Genomic DNA, 20878 nt, shown 5'->3' on the forward strand with positions numbered 1-20878 from the left:
GATCACAAAAAACCACTTTTGCTTTAAACAAACTTATAAAAACTTAAACAATCTATCTGTAAAAGCCCATTGATACTCCGCCGTCTACATTCAGGGCGTTTCCTGTTGATTTATCGAGTAAACCACCCACAAATGCAAAACATGCGTTTGCAATATCATCAGGCAATATAATTTCGTTCAATAACGTGCGTTTTGCATAATAAGCCGGTAACTCTTCGACCGTTACGCCATATGCTTTTGCACGACCTTCTGCCCAGCCTCCGGACCAAATATTAGAGTCTGAGATTACTGCATCAGGATTTACAGTGTTTACACGAATTTTATCTGCTCCTAATTCGGCAGCCATTAAACGTGTTAAATGTGCCTGTGCAGCTTTTGCTGAACCGTAACCCGGATTATTTGGACCTGCTACAACGGCATTTTTAGAAACGATATTTACGATGTCCCCACCAAAGCCTTGTTTGCGCATTACTTCGATTCCGGCTTTTGAGACAATAAATTGTCCTTTTACCAAAATATCATATAATCTGTCCCACTCTTCGAGTGTGTGTTCTGCAATAGATTTAGAAATACTGATTCCGGCATTGTTAACTATAATATCTGCGCCTCCAAAAGCCAGACTTGCTTCATCTAATGCTTTTTCTGTACTTTTTTCGTCAGTAACATTTAGTAATGTGCTTGAAACGGCATCTTTACCAAATAATTTGATAAACTCAGCTGTTGCTTGCTCTAAACGCTCTTCATTGATATCGTTTATTACTACGCAAGCACCTTCCTGAGCAAACTTTTTGGCAATAGCCTTACCAATTCCGCCGGCAGAACCTGTAATAACAGCGACTCTTCCTGACAATGCTTTTGGTTTTGGCATACGCTGTAATTTTGCTTCTTCAAGCAACCAATATTCAATGTCAAAAGCTTCCTGATGTGGTAACGACGTATATTCTGAAACTGCTTCTGCGCCTTTCATAACGTTTACGGCATTGATATAATATTCTGATGCTAAACGTGCCATTGTTTTATCTTTGGCAAACGTGAACATACCTACTCCCGGATATAAAATCACAACTGGATTTGGGTCACGCATTGCAGGCGAATTATCCTTTTTGCAAGTATTGTAATAATCCTTGTACATCGCGCGATATGCCTCGAAAGCAGGAGTTAATTTTGCTTTGATCGCAGCAACATCTGATAAGTCTTCGTTGGGATCTAAGGTTAAAACCAAAGGACTTATTTTGGTACGTAAAAAGTGATCCGGACAAGAAGTTCCTAACGGAGCTAATTTTGATAAATCATTAGAATTAATGAATTCCAAAACTCTTGCATCATCTGTATAATGACCAATCATTCGACGCTCTGATGAGCAGAAACCTCTTAAAATTGGGGCAACTTTTGCTGCTTTTAATTTACGATCTTCTACAGGAAGACTTTCTATTTTTTTACCTCCAAAAACAGGGCGTTTTTTTCCGTAATTATTTTCTAAATATTCTGCACATTTTTCGATTACTTCAAGCGTATTGATGTAACTTTCGTATGCTGTATCGCCCCAGGTAAACAAACCGTGAGAACCCAACATGATTCCGCGTAGTTTTTTTCCTTTTTTCTCTGCTTCTTCCAGACAGCTTCTTAACTGAAGTCCTAAATCGAAACCTGGACGCTGCCATCCTACCCAGCCAATCTCGCCGTTGAATAATTCATCGGTAATTTTAGCTCCGTCTTTTGCCGCTGCGATTGCAATTGCAGCGTCAGGATGCAGGTGATCAATATGTTTAAAGGGTAAAAAACCATGTAAAGGCGTATCTATAGAAGGCGCTTTTGATGCTAAATCAAAAATACAGTGATTGAATAACTCCACCATTTCATCTTCGAACTCAATTCCTTTATATACATTTTCAAGATTGCGAAGTCTGTCTAAATATAATGCGGCACAACCTGATTTTGTAAGCGTACCAATATCTCCACCAGAACCTTTGATCCACATTACTTCAGAGCTTTCTCCGGTTAACGGGTCTTTATCTGTAATTTTTACAGATGTGTTTCCGCCACCATAGTTTGTTAATCTTAAATCAGCTCCTAATAAATTAGATCGATAAATGAAAAGCCCCACTTCATCTCCCGCCAATGCTGCTGCCTTAGCCTCATCCCAAAGATAGCTTACATGCTTAAAAGTCATATTATTTATATTTATATTCGACATTGTTGTTACGTTATTTTATTTATAATGAATTTCCAATTCCAACCAAAACAATTGATAGCATGATTAATGCAATTCCCCAGGCAAAAGTTCTAATCGTTTTCTTAGAAACTCCCGACCATTCTTTGAGATAAAATCCCCAAAAATTTGCTGTAAGTATGATGGTTGCCATATGCAAAATCCATGAGCTTGCACCGTTCCCCAGTTTGCTTTCTCCCATTCCGTAAAAGAAAAATTGTAAAAACCACATCGTTCCCGCAATACCTGAGAAAAGTATGTTTCTGGCAATTGGCGCATTTTTATTGGTATAATCAGAGAAGGTTTTATTTTTGAAATTAAGGTACATACACCAGATAAAATTGGTGGTAAGACCTCCCCACATCAAAACGATATAAGTCACATTGTTTTGAAATAATGGGTTACAGCCGTAAGTTACTGCCGTTTCTGCCATAGGTTTTCCCGCTTCGATACCGTAATTGAAAAATGAACTCAAAATTCCTGAGATCACGGCTATAATCAGCCCTTTTACTAAACTAAAATCTTTGTCTTTGTCTTCGTGTCCTGTTGCGAAATCTTTTTCTTTAAGAATTCCTGCTTTTCCTGAAATCGCAATACCAATAAGGCAAACTGCAACTCCTGCAAGAACAAGTTGTCCGCCGGTATTTGATAACATATCACTAAATGAAATCTTACCTGCAGTAGGATATAAATCATAATAAATAGAAGGAACCAAGGCGCCAAAAGCAGAACAGAATCCAAGAATAATAGAGTTTCCTAAAGACATTCCCAAATAACGAACACCTAAACCATACGTTAATCCTCCTACTCCCCAAATTAATCCCATTAAAAATGTGAATGCTTTTATAGATGGCGAAGCTGTTACAATAATTTCAACAAAATGTGGAATCGTTAAATAAGCAGCAATTGGCGGAACTATCAGCCAGGAAAAAAATCCTCCTATGATCCAGTAGCTTTCCCAAGCCCAATCTTTTACTTTCTTAAAAGGCATATAAAAACTACCTGAAGAGAATCCTCCGATAGAATGAAAAATGATTCCTAATAATGATTCCATTAATAATTTTGTTTTTGGTTAATTGATAGTTATTTTGGTTTTGTAAAATAATAGAATGTAAAAAAGAAAACTGTCCTGTACTATCCTTTATACTTTTGTTATTTATGTTAAAACTAAGGATTATTGCAAAGAACAATCTGGTAATATTAGAAATATAGATTTAAAATTTCTATTTTAGCAATCGATTTCGTAATTATTATATCCTCAATTTGTCAGAAATAAACAAATCGATAAAAAACATAAAATAAGCCTTATTTAAATGGAACGCTTTTGTGAGAAAAGTAACAAGCAGAATATTTTATATGTTTTTTTTAATGAAATTTTTGATACAAATTATAGTCAAAATGATCTTGCAGAAGGTTGTAGCATAATTTATAAGCCATAAAAATGATTAAACTTATTAAAATAGATGAAGATTCAAGGGTTCCTAAATACAAACAAATTGTAGACTCGATCTTGCATAATATTGCCAACGGAAATTTAAAAATAAATCAAAAAATACCCTCGATAAACAGTTTTAGTGAAGAATTTTATATGTCACGAGATACAGTCGAAAAGGCCTATAATATTCTAAAAGAACGAAAAATAATATCGTCTATCCGAGGAAAAGGATATTATATTACCCGTACAAAGCTGGAGTCTAAAGTAAATGTGTTATTTGTATTGAATAAACTTAGTGCGTATAAAATGAAAACGTACAACTCTTTTATTGACACAATTGGAGCAAATGCACATACTGATTTACATATTTATCATTGTGATGAAACCTTATTTTTGAACTTATTAGATAAGTTTGAAGGCGCTTATGACTATTATGTAATTACAACCCATTTTAAAACCGATGAACTTAAACACCTTAGTTTTACAGATGAAGTTGCAAAAGCTATCCAAAGAATTCCGGAAGAGAAACTAATTTTAATGGATAATATTAAATTAGGAATGGAAGGCGAAATCATCAAGATTTATCAGGATTTTGAAAATGATATTTATAATGCCTTAAAAGAGGGACTTTCGAAAATAAACAAATACAAAAAACTAATTTTGATATATCCGGAGAAGGCTGTTTATCCTTATCCGCGCCGAATTTTACACGGATTTAAAAAGTTTTGTGTCGAACATGAAATTAATTTTGAAATCCTGAGCGAAGTTTACGACGATATGATCCTTAAAAAAGGAGATTTGTTTATCACGATCGAAGAATCTGACCTTGTGAATTTAATGAAACAAATCAGGGACGAAGAATATGTTCTGGGCAAAGATATTGGGGTAATATCCTATAATGATACACCACTAAAGGAATTGCTTGGAATAACGGTAATGTCTACAGATTTTAATGTAATGGGGGAAACCGTTGCGAGAATGATTTTGAATAAAGAGAAAGGTCAGGTTAAGGTTCCTTTTAATTTTATTGATCGAAATTCGATTTAGATTGTAAACCTGTCTTTTTGTAATTATCTTTGAAATTCAGAATTTATAATTCAAATGGCTTTATATTTGAGCCTTTAGAAAATTGACAGTCATTATGGAACAGAAAATACATCAGGGAAGGAACGTAAAACGTTTTAGAGAAATGCTTGGAATCAAACAAGAAGCATTGGCTTTTGATTTGGGGAATGACTGGAATCAGAAGAAAATTTCTATGCTGGAGCAAAAAGATGTAATTGAAGAGGAGATACTTAATCAAATCTCGAGTTCATTGAAAATTCCTGTTGAAGCGTTTCAGAATTTTGATGAGGAGCACGCGGTGAATGTAATTTCTAATACATTTACAGACTTTAAAGATGGAGCGTCTGCAATTAATATTAATCCAACATTTAATCCTATAAAAGAGGTTCTAAAACTTCACGAAGAAAAGATTGCATTGTACGAGCGTATGTTGAAAGAGAAAGAAGAAATGATGACAAGGCTTGAAAAACTAATTAATAAATAATTCTCATTTGTATTTAGAAAAATTTAAATGAGAAATAATCATTTATAAAGATATATTATTCACAAAGAGACTTTCGAGTCTCTTTTTTGTTTTAAAACATTATTTGACACGATCACAAAGATTCACAATTATAAGTGTTCAAAATCTTTTTGCTCTGAAAGAGCCTTAGCAATAGCATAGTGCGAAGCGCTATGAATTAAATATGATTTCTATTTTAAGCCCTGAAAGGGCGAAAGCCTAATTTTAAACTGTGTATTTGCTTTTGCCCTTTCAGGGCGACTTTCAATTTTGATTTAATTCATAGCGCTTCGCACTATGCTATTGCTTTTAGGGCTTTCAGCCTATTTTTAAGAGTTTTGCAAACTCATGATTTGCAATACCAAATCCTGAATTTCAATTCTTTTCCTTTAAAAACTAATCAATAAATAATTTTCATTTGTATTGAGAAAATTTAAATGAAATAATCTTTTATAAAGACATATTCATTCACAAAGAGACTTTCGAGTCTTTTTTTTGTTTTAAAACATTATTTGACGCTATCGAAAAGATTCACAATTAATAACAGCTAGAAATCTTTTTGCTCTGAAAGAGCCCTAGCAATAGCATAGTGCAAAGCGCTATGAATTAAATCAAAATTGAAAGTCGCCCTGAAAGGGCAAAAGCAAATACACAGTTTAAAATTAGGCTTTCGCCCTTTCAGGGCTTAAAATAGAAATCATTTTTAATTCATAGCGCTTTGCACTATGCTGTTGCTTTTAGGGCTTTCAGCCTATTTTTAAGAGTTTTGCAAACTCATGATAATCTGATCTATTTGATTTGAATCTGTTCCTGCAACATAAATCAAAAAAAAACTGCTACAAAAATAAAAAGCCTGAAAAATTAATTTTTCAGGCTTTTTTAATGAAAGTTTCAGAACGAATTTCTGTCTATTTTTTGATGAATTTTGTACTTGAATTTCCTTTATCAGAAACAATTTTTATAAAATAATTTCCTGAATGTAAACCAGAAACATCGATGTTTTCTACATTTTTGGCATTAGGAATTACTCGTATTAATTGTCCAAGAACATTGTAAATCTGGATTGATGACAATTGAATATCTTCTTTTGTAGTGATATTTAAAACATCACTTACCGGATTTGGATACACAACAAAATATTGACCAAATGAAAAATCTTTAACTCCAAGCGCTTGTTCAATTGTAGTTGTTGGAACATTTGTCGTAATAGCGCTATTGTAATCAAAAAAGATATTTGCAGATCCTCCAAATGAATCTCCTTCGACTAAGGTTGATTTTGTTTTGATTTTAAAAGCTAAATAACCATCATTATTGGCATCATCAAAAGGAAGATTGATATTTTCAAATTTAAAATCTACTTTATTATTATCTGTAATTTCGGTAGAAAACAAATGACTTCCGCTTAAAGGATATAAGCTAGTAATGTCATATTTAGTAAGGTCTATTACATCTTTCACAGTAATATTTTGCGCTGCATATGTTCCTGTGTTTTCAAAACGAATGATATAATGCACATAATCGCCTATTTTAGTTTTCGAAATTTTATCACCTTCGATACATGTTTTATCATTTGGATCAAAAGAATTAACGACAACCTGATCAAAAACAAATTTATTATTAGCCGGAGTTTCATCTGTTTGTGATGATGAGATTTCTGCCAGATATTTTAAGATTGCCCCGCCATTTACAGGAGGATTTTCCATAGGTGAATTTACATTTAATACAAACGTAATTTCTTTTGTTTCAGTAGGGTTTAAATTAGCCAAATTCCATTTTAAGTTATTCACCAACTGGCTTGAAACAGCCGGATAACTTTCGATAAAATCAGTAATAGTGTCATCAAAATTTAATGATATTGTTCCTGAAAGTGGCTGGTTTCCTTTATTTGAATATACGATCTTATATTTTGCATCAAAACCTGGTCGCGCTACAGTCAATGGTAAAATACTAACTTCAAGATCAGGATGTACTCCCTTTCCTGTGATACAAAAATCAGATATACGAGGACTTGCCTCTGCAGGAAAATCTACAGTATAACTCGCCGGACTAATATTAAAATAAGAAGGATTTTCTAATACAGGTGTTATAGTATGAGTTCCTTTAAGAAATGTCATCGTATAATTTCCTGTTGTATTGGTAATTAAACTACTCGTACTTGTTCCTGACTGGATATTCATTTTTAAATTTTTGAATGGCACATCATTCAAATCACAGCCATTATTATCTAAATCCAGCCTGTTTTGTCCCTGAACAAATTTATAATCCTGGCCTAATAATCGTGTTAATCCACCAATAGGTATGCCTTTATACCCTGTAAATCCACCATAATAAAGCAGTTTACCATCTGATTGAGATACTACTTTAGGATTTTGCTCGTCGTTATAGCTATTTTCACTATATACAAAATTAAATGTATCATCTAAACTACCGTCTAAATTTAATCTGAAGAAAATTACATCTGAACTATTACTTTTATTTCCTGAAATTAATACTTTATCGTCAAGTTGAATTCCGGCTATACTTAGAACATAATTACTAGTCGATGGTGTTGTTACATATTTAAAGGAGTTATCAGGACTACCATCTGCATTTAGTCTTATAATATTTGAAAATGTTGAAACTAAAAATTTATTATCTTTCTGTACAATAAAATTTTGCGAGTATTGTGATATTGGAGTATTAAAAACAAAAGTATTATCTTTAGTTCCGTCACTATTAAGTCTTACAAACGATACATTATTTTTAAAATATCCGGCAACTAAAATTTTACCATCAGGCAGGTTATAGATGTCATTTATAAATATTATCTGGCCTTCACTTGTACCTATCCAACTGCTTTTAAAAGTACTATCAAGACTACCATCAGAATTTAATCGTACCAATCCGGGACAAGAAACTCCTTTATAGGATGTAAAAGTTCCTCCAACTACCACTTTGCCATCAGGCAATAGAATCAGTTTCTCTACGCGAGAATTAAATCCGGTACCAATTACAAAAGAACTATCTCTGGTTCCGTCATAATTTAATCTCACTATTCTGTAAGTAGTGATGCCGTTATAAGTTGAAAAATCTCCCCCTACAACAAACTTTCCATCAGTTTGCGCGACAATTGAACTAATATTATCAAAGGGAGATGATGAGCTAGCAAAACTTTTTAATCCTCCAAATGTTAAAGATTGATCCTGAGTTCCATCACTATTTAACCTAATAAAACCTGGATTTGAAACACCATTATAACCATAAAATTTTCCTGAAACCATAATTTTTTCATTAGGAAGAACAGTTACAACACTTACATGTCCTGAATCAAATCCTACAAACTGATTATTAAAAGTGCTGTCTTTCGTTCCGTCACTATTTAAAACCAGAACCTTGCTGACCGTTAAACCATTAAATAAATCAAAACTACCCGCTACTAATATTTTTCCACTATCAAATAATGCAAAATCCTGAACAATGTAATTTGCACCAGTTCCAATTTTAAATGTAGTATCTTGTGTTCCATCACTATTTAACCTTGTAATATATTTTTGCTTAAGGCTTTCATAAGTAAGAAAACCACTCATAATTATTTTACCATCTGGCTGAACAACGATTTTAGTTATAGACGGGTCACCATACACAATAAATTTGTCTGATTTAAAAGTTGTATCAAGACTACAATCATTATTTAACCGAATAATTCGATTCGTGTATATATTATTCTCGTCTTTTAAATTTGCCGTGATTAAAATTTTGCCATCAGGTTGTGAAGCAATATTATAATGTGTGTAAATTTCTGGAATTTTTGGAGTTATATCAACATCTAAACTACCATTTGCATTTAATCGCACTATTTTCCTGTATGCTTTTCCAGTATCGCTTAAAGCTTCTCCTGTAGCAATAATTTTGCCATCCGGCTGTAAACAAAATCTGGAAGTATCATCAAAAAAATTAACATCAGCATTAAAAGCAGTATCTAAACTACCATCTGAATTTAACCTAACGATTCCTTTTTGAGAACCATAAATTCCTGTTGATACAATTTTTCCATCAGGTTGTAACTCAATATTAAATCTTGTATCAGACCCTCCCCTAATAGTCACCAGTGAGCTCAAATTAAAGCTTTTATCCAGACTTCCATCGATATTTAATCTTATAATTCGTTTGACATTTTCTTTATTATAAATAGAAAAATATCCAGCTACCAATATTTTGCCATCAGGTTGAATTTCAATATCCTCTAATGTGCCGTTAAAACCAGTACCAATATTAAAGCTTTTATCTAAAACATTGTTGTCAAGTCTTATTAAGACCTTTTCATTTGGATTTGGCGCACCTTTTAGTAAAATAATTTTACCGTCATGCTGAATTCTGGATTTAGAAACATTATCTCTTACATAATAGTTACCCAACGGTACTTTGAATTCGCTATTGAATGAAGGATCTCTATCAGCAGCGTTTTGCGAATAACCATTAAAAATAAAGAAAAAAGGAATCAGAAAGTAAAGTTTTTTCATATTAAATATTTTTGTAAATATATGTTAAATTTTAACACATATAAACTTCTTGTTTATATAAATTGTAAATAATTACAACGTTAAAAAACAAATTTACAAACTAGATAAACGAAGAAATAACGACTTTCAATTCTCTATTTTAAAATATTAAATGCTCTTTAATCAGCATTTAATCCTTTCATTAAACCTTATTTTTTAGTTACCAAAACAATATTAGGTTTTGGTGCGGGTTTCATTTCTGCTCCCATATAAAAACTGGTATGTGGCGGTTGGTTGTAACCTACATTCTGCCAAGCGATACTTAATCTGTATTGTGGATCGTGCATTAAAGTATATTGTCTAATTTCTGTGGGAATTGTGGTCGAATAAATCCTTAACTCCGTATTATCCTCAGATCTCAGGATTAATTCTTCGCGCCAGTCTCCCAGAATATCTGCAGAAAGTGCCGGTGTCGATTTTGTGCCATTATTAGACGTTGCTCCTGTTGCGGTAAACAATCTGCCTTTGTTGTATTTATCAATATAATTAGAATTGAGCAATTCTCTGGAAGAATCCCCATCCCAGTAAATTAAAAAATTAGTCGATGTTGGTGCTTTCCCAATTTCATTTCCTTTCATATCATGCAAATAAGGAGATCCTGACCACCAGCATTGTGCGCCTTTTCTGGTTGGATCAATATTATCCGCTACACCACGGCCTACATCTTCGTTTAGAGAACCTGTAAATAAAACTTTTCCATTAGATGCTGAAAATAAAGTTACACCAGGACCAGTAGTTCCGTTTTCGATTTCATGGATTCCAAAAACTTCCAGGCCCGGAACATCAAGATCAAGATCAGAAACATGCAGAGCATCGCCGTGTCTGAAACCTGTTGTATATAATCCTTGTCCGTTGTCGTCAACGCACATCGATCCGTAAATAATTTCATCTTTTCCGTCGTTATCAACATCTGCAACCGTGAGTCCGTGATTTCCCATTCCGGAATAGGGATTATCTGCATCTTTACTATCAAAAACCCATCTCGAAGTGAGCTTGTTATTTTTAAAATCCCAAGCTGCCAAAACCGTTCTTCCGTAATATCCCCTGCACATTACTACACTGGGATGAATGCCGTCGAGATATGCAATACAAGCCGTAAAACGATCAATTCGGTTTCCTTTTGTGTCATTTCCGCCACTTCCGCCTTTTCCGCCCCAACCTGCAAGATCGCCACGTTCCGGAATATATTCTGTTGTTGTGATTAGTGTTCCGGTCCTTCCGTTAAAAACCGAAAGATATTCAGGACCTTTCAGGATTTTACCATAAGTTGCAGAATCCGGATCTACATCACGCCAGTCTTTCGAAACATCTCCAACTATATTATTTTGACTGTCTGTTGTTCCGTCAGCAGTTTTGCAAACAAATTCCGAAATTCCGTCACCATCTAAATCATACACCATAAACTGCGTATAATGTGCGCCTTCGCGAATGTTTTTCCCTAAGTTTATTTGCCACAAAAAAGTTCCATCTACTGTATATGCCTGAAATATGGGAGGATCTGTCATTCCTTTAAAAGAATTATCGAGACTCTTACCTGTCATATGCACAACTAAATCATACCGCCCATCACCATCTAAATCTCCAACCGAAAGATCATTGGGAATATATCCTGCAACTGGTTTGAGTTTAATCGATAAATAATCTTTATCCGGACTTTGGGCAGGAATCGTAAAGCTTCCTTTTGCATCGGTTTCTTTTCCTTTTAAAACTGTTTTTACAAACCAGGTATTTTCTTCCTGATTATTTGCTTTGGTATCAACAAAGTTTGTTGCGCCCAGAATAGGTTTTTCATTTAATTTAACCGCTTTTTTAGTACCGCTTTTTCGGTATAAATTAAAAGCAAGTTCATCAGAATCTGTTCCTAAAACCCGCCAACCTACAAAAAACTCACCTTTGTTTTTTATTACAATTATACCCCGATCTAAGTTTTCCATTTGCCTTTGTGCGAATGAAATTAAAGTTGATAAAAGAAATAATATTAAAATTTTATTCTTCATAGTTGGTAAGTTTATTGTTGTTTTTGGCCCACGGATTGGGCGGGTTTTTACCGGTTAGCGCAGGTTTTTTTTATGTCGCGCAAAGTCTCGAAGTAGCAAAGTTTTACTTTATAAGTTTATTCCTTTGCGCCTCTGCGACTTTGCGCGAGAATATTTAAGTTCAATAAAAACTAAATAAAAAACCTGCGAAAATCAGCCAAAACCCGCGTCATCCGTGTGCCATTATTTTAAAACATTTTCTTAAATCCTTCGCTTTGCACTTTCCATGTTCCGTCTTTCGGGAAACCCGGATTTTGTTCTGTACTTCCGTCCCAACCGGCGCACATCATGGCAACGGCGGTTAGTAATCCTCCGTTTCCGGGAAGATAAAGCGTTAGTCTTTCTGCCTGATAATTATGTCCGTTTTTTAAGTATGTATTAGTCGTTACATTCATAAACAAGGCATCAACCGCTTTTTCCGGCATTTGCAAACGTGCCGCCGACATTGCTGTCATTGGGAAATCCCATCCCCAGGTTTTATCCCAGGACCAAGTTTTCCAGACCAGATCGAAAGTATTTTTCATAATTTTTTTGTCTAAAAGTGACGTTTCCGGTAACATCCCAAAAGTTCCTAATACTGATGGATGATCGGTTTTAAATTCCGGATTGGTGTAGGAATCTTTGGCACTTTCTGTAGCCAGATAAACCTGATCCTGAATTGGCAAAGGAGATAATTTAGCCAAAACTGTTTCCCATTTTTCAGGTACTTTTTGGTTTAGTTTTTTCTTCCAGGCGATGGCTGTTTTCAAAGCCCAGTTCCAATATGCCAATTCATAAGTTGGATTAAAAGTTTCCATCGCTTTAAAACGTTCCTGAGCCGGAATAACGCCCGGTCCTAAAACATAACGACCTGTTTTGCTGTCGTAATTGGCAAACGAAGCCATAAAATCAGCGGTTGCAAAAACACGCTCACTATATAGATTTAAAGTTGCTGTGGTTGGTTTTGAACGATAAATCAATTCTACATACGTAATAAAATGTGGCTGCTGCCAAATTAAAAATGAACCTACAGACGACGGACTTTCGTTCCCGTCAGGATCTGTCATTTTTTGCCATCTTGCGCCTTCAAAACCTTGTCTTTTGGCTATATTCTTCGCTTTATCAAAAACTTTCTGATACCACGAAAGACTTTTTTCCAGTAATTCAGGTCGGTTCCAAAGTGCGAAATGAACACCGTGCCACCAGTGCATTTCCAGATGCGGTTTTCCGTACCAGCTGTTATAAGTTAAGCCTGTTTCCTGCGGAGGTACTTTCCCTGTACATTGTACTTTGGTTAAATATTGCGAAAGGATTACTCTTCGCTCTAATTCTTTAGCTCGGGGATCTGTACTTCCTGAAAAATCTACGGCTGCACCACTTTTCCAGAATTGCTCCCAGCCTTTTATACTGCTGTTTTCAATTTCTGCGAAAGACGAATTTGATATTTTTTTATCGGCTAAAGCAAAAAGACAACTTAATTCTAATGTATTTGTATTCGATGCTTCGATCACAAAATAATGATCTCCCGTTTTTTTAATCTGCGCGTTTCCTTTCCAGCTTAAATTGACATGGTATGAAATACTGTCCATTACATGCGTTACAACAGCTTCGGTTTTTGATTTTTCTACAAGAGTACTTTTATAATCCTGCTTGCCTTCATATTTTGTTCCCATGTCTGCCCAATCACCTGTAGGAAACGGAATTCTCAAATTAATCTTGAGACGCTTTTCTTTTAATAAATCAGATGTTACTTTTACACCAATTGCGTCTTTTTCCTGATGCGAAGCCGTAAGAACCTTAACCGGAATTCCTTCTACTTCAAAATAACTTTCGATTTCTCCTGTCCATAAATTCAGTTTTTGGGCAATGGCTTTAATATCTTCCGGTTTTACTGTACTTCCGTCTTTCTTTGTGATTTCAAAACCTAAATTTCCTAATTGCAACAAATGCGGATTCTGGCGAAACCAATTCACCGCTTCGACTTTTCTGGCAGGTTCTTTTATCTGAACGGTGTATGAAATATCTCTTCCGTATTGCTTATAATCTCTCAGGATTTCTGAAAACTTATAATTATTCGTGTTTTTATAACTGTCCCAACCCCACTCTGATTGTGTACCTAACGGAATTCCGTTTTCGTATTTTTTAGGGAAAGTCTGTAATCCTGTAGCATCAACAGTAAAAGCAAAAGCTCCATTTCCTACGGTCAGCGAAGCCAAAGTATCGATAGCGGTAATTTGAACATTATGTCTTGTTACCAACGCTTTGCGATCGATTTTTTGTTGCGCAAATAACGGAGTCGAGAATAGGAATATAATAATTAATTGATATTTTTTCATTTGGTTAGGTTTCAGGTTTCAGGTTTCAGGTTTCAGGTTTCAGGTTTCAGGTTTCAGGTTTCAGGTTTCAGGTTTCAGGTTTCAGGTTTGTATATCGTCCCTACGGGACTCTGAAATGAGGGAAATTGATTTTTTTTTGCTACCAATATTTAGCTCCTAACGGAGCATTTTACCTCATTTTTCCTATTCTCTTTCTTCTTTCTTCTATATTCTTTTTTCTTTCTTCTTTATTCTTTATTCTTTATTCTTTATTCTCTCACCAACGTCACACTCATCAAACCAATCACTACATCATTGGCAATAGTCTTTAAAGTCAGGTTTTTTAATATCTTATTTTTATCTAATGGCAAGTCTAATATAGTTCCTGCGCCACCATCGACTCCATAATTTGTGAATCCTTTTATGGATTTAAAATCCTTAAAATCTCTTGTTATTTCTCCTGTTTTAAAATAAACTCTTGGTGGTTTTGGGGCATCAGTTGTAAAAGCCAAACCGTCGATAAAATAATCTTGTTCGATTGGCCACCAGTTTTCGGGATTTTTTAAAGGCAGGATTTCCGAAGTTTCATCGGTATAATTTACTGTAATTTCTCCATTTATGATTCGGCTTTGCATTGGGTTTGTAGTTCCGGCAAGCATAAAATAAGCATGTGAAGCTTTTCCGTTTAGCGGAATAGTAATGCTTTCAGGAAAATTATCCCACATCGATGTGAAGATGATATTTTTCTGATTTTCATCAGAAGGCGTTTGAAACGGAATTCCGTTTGGTGTTGAAATTTGTCCGTTTGCTTTTGCTTTTTCACGCAAGCCTTTGTCATCAATTTTTACGAAAATATTAGGATAACACCAATTTCCAATACCTTGCTTTGGCAACTGTAACGTCACAGTTTGCGGTCTTGGCGACAGATATTCATAATTAAAAATATCTGTAACTTTTGAATTAAAAAATGACGAAAGCGAGATTGTTTCTGCTTGTTTTGATTTATCCAGGGGAATATCCCAGTTTGTAATTGCTGCATTCAATTTATTTTCTTCTTTTACATTAACGTTAATAGGTTTCCACCACGACAATTCTCCTTGTTTCAATTCTATAAAAAAGAGTTTATTACCCACCGAATTCACTTTTGCCTTGAGCGAATTTTCCGTTTTCGTAATTTCACTTAAAACAACTTGCGGATCGTGTATGGATAAAATTTTAGCTTTAGAAGTTTTTAAATCGAGTATTTCATTTACAGCATAATTTTCTTTTGACTGAATATTTTCTATTGAATCTCCTTTCCATTTAATTTTTATATCATAAATGGCATTATAGGGAACTTCGATACTTATTTTTGGATTTCCTATATTTTCCGTGACTTATTTCCATGAAACTGATTTACCATTAACGATAATATTTTCTACAGCTTCATAAGAGGAATTTAGAACCAGCTTCAAATTCATTTTGGCCTGAAAATGATTTTTGATTTGGTATTTTTCTTCATTATTTTCACTTTTGAAATCAATCGAAATATCCGTAATTTCCAAAGAAGCCTGATTCCATTTTTCAGGAAAACCGGGTTTGATTGTTAAAACACCTTCTAATGCATCCGGTTGAATCCCAAAAAGTCCTTCGACCAATGTTCTCGACGCCATGCCAATTGGGTCGGCAAAATCACGATACAATTCGCCACGCATGGCATCCTGATACAAAAGCTGCTCGAAACCTCCCGGCGAAGCGCCTAAATACATACTTTCTATAAGGGCGCTTTCCCACATTTTAAACGCTTTTTCAGATTGTCCGCCTTGCCAGAATGCGAGTGAAGTATGCAATTGTTCTGCCAATGCCACATTATTTGTCGACCACGTATAAGGTTGCCAGTTCGTGGTACTAATTACATACAGCTCTTTTTTGTCTAATCCTTCTGCCGAAATCGGAATATGCGGAATCTGATTATTCACGTAATCCAGCATTTGATAACTCTCGAAAGGATTCGATAATTCTGAATCTATCGTGTGGTAAATACTCCATATTCCGGGCGTATCATGCAATAATTTGTTTCCTAAAGCATCTTTATATTCGGCAAAAATTCCTTTTTTAGCTACCCAAAGCTGGCTGTTTGTGGCTTTTAGAATTTTATCTGCTTCTTTTGTAAATGGGTTTTCATCTTGCTGAATTTTCTTTGCAATTTGAGCAACGGTTTTATTCGCATAATAATTATAGGCTGATGAATGAATGACTCCGCCTCCGCTGTATTGCAAAGCATCGCTTGCCCAGATTGAAGCATATGCATCGTACAATCCGTCGTTGTCAGGATCAAAATTTCTTTTTTCCCAATTTAAATGTCGTTGGATTGTGGGCCACATTTCTTTTATGAATGCTGTATCTCCTGTCCATTTAAAATGTCGCAGCATTTGATCTATAAAAACCAAATTCATATCATAATGATGTGCGACATTATTCTTATTCGGACTTCGGCTAATATACCCGCTGCTGAACATCGATGTTCCTATTTCTTCTTTTTGGCGTGCTAAATTTCTTTCTTCATCCAATACAATCGGGCCATTTTCAGGGCTTGTAACCTGCGAATTGCTGTAACTGGTAAAATGCGTTTTTGCACGATCATGCCAGCCCAAAGGATCAGCTGTATAAGCGCCTCGCCACGCATTGAGATACATTCTCCAGGCAATGGCGCCATGAAGATAAGCAGGACTTTCCCAAATTCCGTCAGCGGCTATCGAGAGTGCAGATCCCAAAGTATTGATGTAAGGATCCGGAGTCGAAACCTTCACTCTGTTCGCCAAAATATGGGTTTCCTGAACCGATTTCTGGTAAAGCTGAGCGATGTTTTTTTGATTGCAATTTGTTTTGGAATCTTCTGCGAGAAATAACCAATAATCTCCTTTTTCAGAAACAGATTTTATTTTTCCCGTAATAACATTCAGCGATTCCGGATTCGAATGATACAGTTCTAATGGCGCAATTTGCATTTTTGCATTGGCTAAATGCATAACTGATTTGGGGAAAAATCCAGTAAGATTCTTATTATTTCCTGTTTTTTGTTTATTGCTTTCAGAACCATATTCTAATAAAAAAGATTCGTCTTTGATAGTATACTTATTATTGATACAATATTCTGGCTGTAAATAAAAAACCGATTCCGGATCAGCACCAATATCTCCGTCGCGACTAAACTTTTTTCCGGTTGCACCGCCAAAAGCCCAGATTAAACTGGTCGTTTTTGACACATTTTTACCGTATATTTTTACAATAAAACCTTCACTTTCTTTTAAAGCTACAACATCAACAAACAATTTTCCGGTTCCTAAAATTGGATCTTCAATCGTATATTGCATTGTGCCTAAAACATAACGGGTATCAATTTTTAAAGCTTCGGTGATCCATTTGCTCTCTTTTCCGTTTGTTAATCCAAGTTTAAAATTTCCTCCCATTCCCGGCATATACATTGCAAATTCAGGCAAATCGCCAGTTTCAACCCTAAATCCGGTATTAGAACCGTATAAAGCGCGATTGAATTTTCGAGTACCATTTTTTAGAACAAAACTATTTCCGTCAGGCGCATAATGTATTTTGCGCAACGCTTTATTTTCCTGTCCAAATGTTGTAGCTGAACAGAATAGAAATAAACCAGTCAAAGTTTGAATTAAGTACTTTTTAATTTTCATATCGCTGTAAAATGAATTATTCCTGAGTTTATTGGATATATGAAAACATCGATTTTATAGTATTTTGTATCATTTATATCAATCTTTCAATATAGATGCAATTTCTTTGTTTTTTAGTGGTATAGTATCCTGTACCTACCTGATTTTTGATAAAAACATAATTTATAATTTTTCAATATTTTAACATCATAGTACAGGATACTATATAAAAATAGAACTCATAGTTTTGAAATAACATCAAATTAACTATGCAGTCAAAAAAAATAATCTATATAAATATACTCGTGCTTTTCTTTTTTTGTAAAAGCAGTGCGCAACAAACGGATAAAATCTATCTATCAGGAAAAGATTTTGAGCATCCTGTGCAATGGGATTTTTATTGTACAGGCGGAAACAATAGTAAAATATGGTCTAAAATAAATGTACCGTCGCAATGGGAACTGGAAGGTTTTGGTGAATATACGTATGGACGATGGTATAAAGAACTGAAACAAAATGAACCAAGCAAAGAGGAAGGTTTGTATAAATATGAATTTGATGTTCCTGCCAATTATAAAAATAAAGATATTATAATTGCTTTTGGCGGTGCGATGACGGATACAGAGGTTAAAATAAACGGAAAACTAGCCGGAGCAATTCATCAGGGTGGTTTTTATGAATTTAAATATGATATTTCGTCTTTACTAAAGTTTGGTTCTGTCAATGTTTTAGAAGTTCATGTCTGGAAACATTCTGCTAATAAATCAGTAAATGCAGCAGAACGAAGAGCCGATTGGTGGTTGTTTGGCGGTATTTATCGTCCGGTTTGGCTTGAGGTTTCTCCTAAAGCACATATTCAGAATATCGCTGTGAATCCCAAAATGGATGGTTCTCTGACAGTTGATCTCAATTTAAAAAACATTCAGAAGAATAGTACTTTAGAAGTTTCATTAAAAGGAACACAAGGAGAAAATTTTCAAACTTTTACTTTTCCTGTAAAGGCAAAAAGTATCAAAGAAACCATTGCTGCAAAATGGGAAAACATAAAACCCTGGAATCCTGAAAGTCCTGTTTTATATGATTTAGAATTGACTTTAAAACAAAACGGAACTACGATTCATCAATACCATAAGCGAATTGGATTTAGAACTTTGGAATTCAAAAAACAAGACGGAATTTATGTTAATGGCACTAAAATTATCATGAAAGGTATTAATCGTCATTCCTTTTGGCCTGAAGGCGGACGCAGTACCAGCAAACGAATCAGCGAAATGGATGTTAAATTAATAAAAGACATGAATATGAATGCCGTTCGCGGGCATTATCCGCCTGACGATCACTTTTTAGAAGTTTGTGATTCATTGGGACTTTTTGTACTGAATGAATTGGCGGGCTGGCAAAACTCGTATGATACTGAAACGGGAACCAAATTAGTAAAAGAAATGGTAACACGTGATGTCAATCATCCGTCAGTAATTATTTGGGATAATGGCAATGAAGGCGGCTGGAATTATAATGTCGATAAAGTTTTTGCCGAAAATGATCCACAAAAAAGAATTGTGATTCATCCGTGGGCAGATTTTAATGGCTGGGACACGCACCATTATCCAACTTATTTAACGGGAATGCATCGTTTTAATGCGGGTGAAAATGTATTTTTTCCAACTGAATTTATGCACGGAACTTATGATAACGGACATGGAGCGGCTCTCGAGGATTTCTGGAACCGATACAAACAAAGTCCGTTATTTGCGGGAGGATTTATGTGGGCGATGCTCGATGAAGCCGTAAAACGATCCGATTGGACGGGTGATGTAAAATTTGATTCTAAAGGTTCGCTTGCGGCAGATGGAATTCTTGGACCTCATCGCGAAAGAGAAGGAAGTTATTATACGGTAAAAGAAGTTTGGGCACCAATTCAGTTTCTGCCAAAGCAAATCACAGAAGGTTTTGACGGATCATTCTTAATCACAAATGAGTATCTTTTTAGTAATCTGAATTCCTGTAGAATGGATTTTAAAGTGATAAAAGCAGCTAAAAATATTCTTTATACAAATGAAATTGCAAAAGAAATAAGTTCCGACACAATTGAAATTCCGAGTATTGATCCGGGAGAAACGCGAAAGATAAAATTTGATGTTCCGGTTAATTTTTATGAAGGAGATATTCTGTCTGTTTCGGCCTATGATCAGTTCAATAAAGAAATTTATACATGGACATGGCCCATTCATAAAGCGAAATTTTATGCCGAAAAATTCTTAACGGTTCAAAATTCTATAGGAAAAGCATCGGTCACAAAAAATGACAGCGAAATTATTTTAAAAGGAAATGAAATCACGGTTTCTTTTGATGCTTTGACGGGAGAAATTGTAACAATAAAAAACAGAACATCTACAATACCATTAAAAAATGGACCACGCCCAATTGGGATGAAAGCAAAATTAAAAGACATTCAAGTTTTACAAGAAGGTGATAAAGCGATTTGCAAGGTTAATTATTCAGGCGGATTATCTGCTATAAAATGGATTATGGAGCCGGACGGAAGGTTTAAAATGGAATTACTTGCCTTAAAAAATGCATCGGGAGGAGAAGGATTTGACGGTGCTTTTTTTGAAGATAAAATCAACGCTTTCGGAATCACATTCAGTTTTCCTGAAAAGGAGGTTACAGGAATAAAATGGTTTGGAAGAGGTCCTTACCACGTTTGGAAAAACCGAATTAAAGGAACTACTTACGGTTTTTGGGAGAAAGACTATAACAACACGATAACAGGTGAAAGTTTTGAAAATCTTATTTACCCGGAATTTAAAGGCTATCATGCCAATTTATTAGGAGCTAATCTAAAGGCAGGAAGTGCATCGTTTAAAGTTTTTAGTGAATCTGATCATTTATTCCTGCGATTATTTACGCCTGATTTGCCTAAAAATGCTTTCCCGGGAAGTTATCCGCAACCGGATTTTCCGGAGGGAGATATATCTTTTATGTATGAAATTCCGGCAATGAGAGATTTTAAACCTTTAGAACAACAAGGCCCACAAAGTCAGCCCACCAATATTCGAATTAAAAGTGGTGATGATGGGATTATGATGAATTTATGGTTTGATTTTAGGGACTAAAAGGTTTCAGGTTTCAGGTTT

10 protein-coding genes are annotated in these 20878 nt (G+C 34.9%); 3 read left to right on the top strand and 7 right to left on the bottom strand.

The features are described 5' to 3' along the window. Positions 1-52: 52 nt before the first annotated feature. Both BXU01_RS14305 and rhaT read right to left on the bottom strand, forming a co-directional pair. Entirely contained in the window at positions 53-2194 is a 2142-nt protein-coding gene (locus BXU01_RS14305; RefSeq protein ID WP_083693832.1) for a bifunctional aldolase/short-chain dehydrogenase, read from the bottom strand. Positions 2195-2213: 19 nt separating this feature from the next. Continuing rightward, positions 2214-3263 carry an L-rhamnose/proton symporter RhaT gene (gene rhaT / locus BXU01_RS14310; protein WP_083693833.1) on the bottom strand — a complete coding sequence of 350 codons (1050 nt, stop codon included), beginning with the start codon at positions 3261-3263 and terminating at the stop codon, positions 2214-2216. Between the two features lie 387 nt (positions 3264-3650). Here rhaT and BXU01_RS14315 point away from each other — a divergent pair, with 387 nt between their 5' ends. Continuing rightward, positions 3651-4691 (top strand): GntR family transcriptional regulator, encoded by a 1041-nt coding sequence (locus tag BXU01_RS14315; RefSeq protein ID WP_056254281.1) that lies wholly within the window; start codon positions 3651-3653, stop codon positions 4689-4691. A 94-nt stretch (positions 4692-4785) separates the two neighbouring features. Beyond that, positions 4786-5193, top strand: a complete 408-nt coding sequence (locus tag BXU01_RS14320) for a helix-turn-helix domain-containing protein (protein ID WP_083693834.1) — start codon at positions 4786-4788, stop codon at positions 5191-5193. A gap of 926 nt (positions 5194-6119) precedes the next feature. Here the strand turns inward: BXU01_RS14320 and BXU01_RS14330 are convergent. The 5 genes from BXU01_RS14330 to BXU01_RS14345 all read right to left on the bottom strand — a co-directional run bounded on the left by BXU01_RS14330 (position 6120) and on the right by BXU01_RS14345 (position 17762). After that, positions 6120-9710, bottom strand: a complete 3591-nt coding sequence (locus tag BXU01_RS14330) for a T9SS type A sorting domain-containing protein (RefSeq protein WP_083693836.1) — start codon at positions 9708-9710, stop codon at positions 6120-6122. 188 nt (positions 9711-9898) lie between these two features. Continuing rightward, on the bottom strand, positions 9899-11746 hold the full coding sequence (locus BXU01_RS14335; protein ID WP_083693837.1) for a rhamnogalacturonan lyase: 1848 nt from the start codon (positions 11744-11746) through the stop codon (positions 9899-9901). Positions 11747-11973: 227 nt separating this feature from the next. Then, the gene (locus tag BXU01_RS14340; RefSeq protein WP_083693838.1) at positions 11974-14100 is read right to left on the bottom strand and encodes a hypothetical protein; all 2127 of its coding nucleotides are present in this window, start codon (positions 14098-14100) and stop codon (positions 11974-11976) included. 248 nt (positions 14101-14348) lie between these two features. After that, a complete protein-coding gene (locus tag BXU01_RS23895; RefSeq protein ID WP_255373775.1) occupies positions 14349-15212 on the bottom strand; it encodes a hypothetical protein in 864 nt (287 codons plus the stop codon). Positions 15213-15455: 243 nt separating this feature from the next. Continuing rightward, positions 15456-17762, bottom strand: coding sequence for a DUF4450 domain-containing protein (locus BXU01_RS14345; protein WP_255373776.1), 2307 nt, complete (start codon positions 17760-17762; stop codon positions 15456-15458). Positions 17763-18010: 248 nt separating this feature from the next. On the opposite strand from BXU01_RS14345, the gene BXU01_RS14350 reads away from it, so the two are divergent. Continuing rightward, positions 18011-20857, top strand: a complete 2847-nt coding sequence (locus BXU01_RS14350) for a glycoside hydrolase family 2 TIM barrel-domain containing protein (protein ID WP_083693839.1) — start codon at positions 18011-18013, stop codon at positions 20855-20857. Positions 20858-20878 lie beyond the last annotated feature (21 nt).

Source organism: [Flexibacter] sp. ATCC 35103, assembly GCF_001975985.1.
In the GTDB taxonomy this organism is placed as follows: domain Bacteria; phylum Bacteroidota; class Bacteroidia; order Flavobacteriales; family Flavobacteriaceae; genus Flavobacterium.

Bases quoted from the DNA above. Each gene is read 5' to 3' on its own strand.
- BXU01_RS14335 (WP_083693837.1), bottom strand. From the start codon at position 11,746: ATGAAGAATAAAATTTTAATATTATTTCTTTTATCAACTTTAATTTCA.
- rhaT (WP_083693833.1), bottom strand. From the start codon at position 3,263: ATGGAATCATTATTAGGAATCATTTTTCATTCTATCGGAGGATTCTCT.
- BXU01_RS14330 (WP_083693836.1), bottom strand. From the start codon at position 9,710: ATGAAAAAACTTTACTTTCTGATTCCTTTTTTCTTTATTTTTAATGGT.
- BXU01_RS14305 (WP_083693832.1), bottom strand. From the start codon at position 2,194: ATGTCGAATATAAATATAAATAATATGACTTTTAAGCATGTAAGCTAT.
- BXU01_RS14315 (WP_056254281.1), top strand. From the start codon at position 3,651: ATGATTAAACTTATTAAAATAGATGAAGATTCAAGGGTTCCTAAATAC.
- BXU01_RS14350 (WP_083693839.1), top strand. From the start codon at position 18,011: ATGCAGTCAAAAAAAATAATCTATATAAATATACTCGTGCTTTTCTTT.
- BXU01_RS14320 (WP_083693834.1), top strand. From the start codon at position 4,786: ATGGAACAGAAAATACATCAGGGAAGGAACGTAAAACGTTTTAGAGAA.
- BXU01_RS14340 (WP_083693838.1), bottom strand. From the start codon at position 14,100: ATGAAAAAATATCAATTAATTATTATATTCCTATTCTCGACTCCGTTA.
- BXU01_RS14345 (WP_255373776.1), bottom strand. From the start codon at position 17,762: ATGAAAATTAAAAAGTACTTAATTCAAACTTTGACTGGTTTATTTCTA.